Source organism: Streptosporangium sp. NPDC001681 (assembly GCF_040298085.1).
Classification (GTDB): domain Bacteria; phylum Actinomycetota; class Actinomycetes; order Streptosporangiales; family Streptosporangiaceae; genus Streptosporangium.
Window position 1 is genome coordinate 1 of the sequence record NZ_JBEOZN010000276.1, and the last position, 3413, is coordinate 3413.

At 68.7% G+C, this 3413-nt stretch carries 5 protein-coding genes; 1 reads left to right on the forward strand and 4 read right to left on the reverse strand.

Translation table 11 applies throughout. The annotated features are described in order from the left end of the window. Positions 1-136: 136 nt before the first annotated feature. From ABT130_RS47220 to ABT130_RS47235, 4 genes are all read right to left on the reverse strand, one after another. Positions 137-280 (reverse strand): Insertion element protein, encoded by a 144-nt coding sequence (locus ABT130_RS47220; RefSeq protein WP_184616917.1) that lies wholly within the window; start codon positions 278-280, stop codon positions 137-139. A 12-nt stretch (positions 281-292) separates the two neighbouring features. Further along, positions 293-1975 (reverse strand): nitrite/sulfite reductase, encoded by a 1683-nt coding sequence (locus ABT130_RS47225; RefSeq protein ID WP_350917027.1) that lies wholly within the window; start codon positions 1973-1975, stop codon positions 293-295. Between the two features lie 148 nt (positions 1976-2123). Next, complete coding sequence (locus ABT130_RS47230; protein WP_350917820.1) at positions 2124-2207, reverse strand: putative leader peptide; 84 nt, start codon at positions 2205-2207, stop codon at positions 2124-2126. Between the two features lie 81 nt (positions 2208-2288). Beyond that, a complete protein-coding gene (locus tag ABT130_RS47235; RefSeq protein ID WP_350917024.1) occupies positions 2289-2414 on the reverse strand; it encodes a hypothetical protein in 126 nt (41 codons plus the stop codon). A gap of 72 nt (positions 2415-2486) precedes the next feature. Here ABT130_RS47235 and ABT130_RS47240 point away from each other — a divergent pair, with 72 nt between their 5' ends. Further along, a complete protein-coding gene (locus ABT130_RS47240) occupies positions 2487-3290 on the forward strand; it encodes a TIGR03084 family metal-binding protein (RefSeq protein ID WP_350966443.1) in 804 nt (267 codons plus the stop codon). Positions 3291-3413 lie beyond the last annotated feature (123 nt).

Genomic DNA, 3413 nt, shown 5'->3' on the forward strand with positions numbered 1-3413 from the left:
ATTTACACCCACAACACGGAAAACCTTATCTTTTTCTACGCGAGTGTTGTTCTGACGTGTGCTCTTCCTATGTGGACCGTGCGGCTCGCGCGGGCCTCGCCGGCCCTCGCGTGGACCGCGTCGGATTCGCCGCGCGTCACGAGCGCACCCCGATTCCGAGAAACTTCAACTTGAAGGCACGCGCGCACGACCGGCAGTACCAGCCGCCGTCGCCCTCGTAGGGCTCCAGGTCCTCCTCGCCGCAGTACGGGCAGTGGAAGGGGACGGCGCGCTCACTCATCCGTTCCGCCGTTCACTTCAGGTCCGCGTCGTCGGCGCGCTGCACCCAGTCGGAGAAGGTCTCGTCGTCCTTCTTCTGCTCCTCGAAGTTGCGCAGCACCCGCTCCACGTAGTCGGGAAGCTCCTCGGAGGTGGTCTTCAGACCGCGGACCTTGCGGCCGAAGCCCGGGTTGACGCCCAGCGAGCCGCCCAGGTGCACCTGGAAGCCCTCGACCTGCTCACCCTTGTCGTTGACGACGAGCTGGCCCTTCAGGCCGATGTCGGCGACCTGGATGCGCGCGCAGGAGTTGGGGCAGCCGTTGACGTTGATGGTCAGCGGGTTCTTGAAATCGGGCAGCCGCTGCTCCAGCTCGTCGATCAGGTTGGCCGCGGTGGCCTTGGTCTCGACGATGGCCAGCTTGCAGAACTCGATCCCGGTGCACGCCATGGTCTGGCGCCGGAAGGTGGAGGGGTTGACCTGCAGGTCGCCGGCCTCCAGCTCGGCGACAAGGCTGTCGACCTGGTCGGGCGCCACGTCGAGGATGACCATCTTCTGCTCGACGGTGGTGTGCACCCGGTTGGAACCGTGCCGCTCGGCGATGTCGGCGATCAGGTGCAGCTTGTCACCGTCGAGGCGGCCGACCTTCGGTGCGAAGCCGACGTAGAAGTTGCCGTCCTTCTGCGGGAAGACGCCCACGTGGTCCCTGCGGCCGCCGCGCGGCTCCTCGGGCGCGGGGCCGTCGGGCAGGGCGTGGCCGAGGTACTCCGTCTCCAGGATCTCCCTGAACTTCTCCGCGCCCCAGTCGTTGATCAGGAACTTGATCCGGGCCCGGTGCCGCAGGCGGCGGTAGCCGTAGTCGCGGAAGATGCCGATCACGCCGCCGTAGGCGGGGGCGACCTGCTCGGGGGTGAGGAAGACCCCCAGCCGCTTGCCGAGCATCGGGTTGGTGGACAGGCCGCCGCCCACCCAGAGGTCGAAACCCCGCTCGCCCTTGTCGTTCACGACGCCCACGAACGCCACGTCGTTGATCTCGTGCACGGTGCAGTGCGCCGGGCACCCGCTCACCGCCGACTTGAACTTGCGCGGCAGGTTGGAGAAGGCGGGGTCGCCGATGTAGGTGTCGTAGATCTCCTGGATCTGTGCGGAGCCGTCGAGGACCTCGTCGGTGTCGATCCCGGCCAGCGGGCAGCCCAGGATGACGCGCGGGGTGTCGCCGCAGGCCTCCGTGGTGGACAGGCCCACCGACTCCAGGCGCTCCCAGATGTCGGGGACGGCCTCGATCTCGATCCAGTGGAGCTGGATGTTCTGCCGGTCGGTGACGTCGGCGGTGCCCCGGCCGTAGAGGTTGGAGATGTCGGCGATGACCCGCAGCTGCGCCAGGTCGAGTCGGCCGCCGTCGATCCTGACCCGGAGCATGAAGTAGCGGTCGTCGAGCTCCTCCGGCTCCAGGATCGCGGTCTTGCCGCCGTCGATCCCGGGCTTGCGCTGGGTGTAGAGACCGAACCAGCGCATCCGGCCGCGCAGGTCGGAGGGGTCGATGGAGTCGAAGCCCCGCTTGGAGTAGATGTCGATGATCCGCTGACGGACGTTGAGCCCGTCATCGTTCTTCTTGTTCTCCTCGTTCTTGTTCAACGGTTCGCGGTAACCGAGAGCCCACTGACCTTCGCCACGCGGGCGCTTGTGGTGTCGGTTGACCGGCCGGGCCGGGGTCGTCATGTGCGCGTCCTTTTTGAGGCTCGATGGGATGATTTCCGGACGCGCACGGGCGGCACCTCCCGCCTCGTCGTTGAGTGCGGGGGTCGATTACTCAGAGGAGGACGCCTGTTACGCGGCCGAGCTGGGTGAAATCAGCAGAGGGCGACGGTTAACGGACGTCACAACAGATGGCACTGCGGACACGCAGAAGGTCGACGTGGCGTCGCACGACGAGCAATGGGTCCGCTGGCATGTCTCTGACGATACCTTGGCGGCACTGGATGTCCAATGTCGGGTCCACAATCTGGACGCGAGGGCGAGATCCGGGCCCGGGTCATCCCTGGCGCGGCCAGCCCATCGCCGACTCCCTGGGCCTGTCGGCGGGCTTGTGCTGGCAGTCGCACCACGAGCCCCCTCGGCACTTGTCGTGCCGCCGTGCCTTGCACTCCTGGCAGATCATGCCTCCATTCTGCGCTGTTCCCTCTAGAACATTACTCGGTTACCCTGGCCTTGGCTGGAACAGGGAGGCGCCATGGGCCTGGTGGACGAGCTGCTGGCGGATCTGCACGCCGAGACGGTCGAACTCGACGCGATGATCGGAAGGCTCGGCGCGGAGGAGTGGGAGCTGGCCACCCCGGCCGAGGGCTGGATGGTGCGCGACCAGATCAGCCATCTCGCCTGGTTCGACGACGCCGCCACCGTCTCCGCCACCGACCCCGACGGGTTCCGCGCCGCCCTGCCCGCCCTCCTGGCCCGTGGCGACTCCGCGGTGGACGAGCTCGCGGTCGCCTCGCGCAGCCTGGCCGCCGGTCAGATACGCGACTGGTTCCGCGAGGCCAGGGCCCGCGGTCTGGAGGCCTTCGCCCGGCTGGACGCCGGTGCCAGGCTGCCCTGGTACGGGCCCGACATGTCGGTCGCCTCCTTCGTCACCGCGCGCCTGATGGAGACCTGGGCTCACGGGCAGGACGTGGCGGACGCGCTCGGCGTCACGCGCGCGCCGACCGCCAGGCTCAGGCACGTGGCGACGCTCGGGGTACGCGCCCTGCCGTACGGCTTCGCGGTGCGCGGCCTGGAGCCGCCGGCACAGCCGGTGCGGGTGGAGCTGACCATGCCCGACGGATCGCCGTGGGCGGCCGGCCCCCCGGGCGTCCCCGATCTGGTCCGCGGCACCATGCTCGACTTCTGCCTCCTGGTGGTCCAGCGCCGCCACCTCGCCGACACGTCCCTGCTGGTACGCGGCGAGACCGCGAGGGCCTGGACGGCGGTCGCGCAGGCCTTCGCCGGCCCCCCGGGCAAGGGAAGAGCCCCCCTCGGCCAAGGGGAGAGCCGAACATAAGGCCACACCAACCGGACCGAGGGCCCCTTGTAAGGGACGTGCTCGCCTCCACGGCCTGGGGGGACTACCCGTGAGGCCGCGCCGGGGACTGGACTGAGGAGAGCGGGGTCGCGAGGTACGAGC

Excerpts from the sequence above, each read along its gene's own strand:
- ABT130_RS47220 (WP_184616917.1), bottom strand. The coding sequence starts at position 280 with ATGAGTGAGCGCGCCGTCCCCTTCCACTGCCCGTACTGCGGCGAGGAG.
- ABT130_RS47230 (WP_350917820.1), bottom strand. The coding sequence starts at position 2,207 with ATGCCAGCGGACCCATTGCTCGTCGTGCGACGCCACGTCGACCTTCTG.
- ABT130_RS47240 (WP_350966443.1), top strand. The coding sequence starts at position 2,487 with ATGGGCCTGGTGGACGAGCTGCTGGCGGATCTGCACGCCGAGACGGTC.
- ABT130_RS47225 (WP_350917027.1), bottom strand. The coding sequence starts at position 1,975 with ATGACGACCCCGGCCCGGCCGGTCAACCGACACCACAAGCGCCCGCGT.
- ABT130_RS47235 (WP_350917024.1), bottom strand. The coding sequence starts at position 2,414 with ATGATCTGCCAGGAGTGCAAGGCACGGCGGCACGACAAGTGCCGAGGG.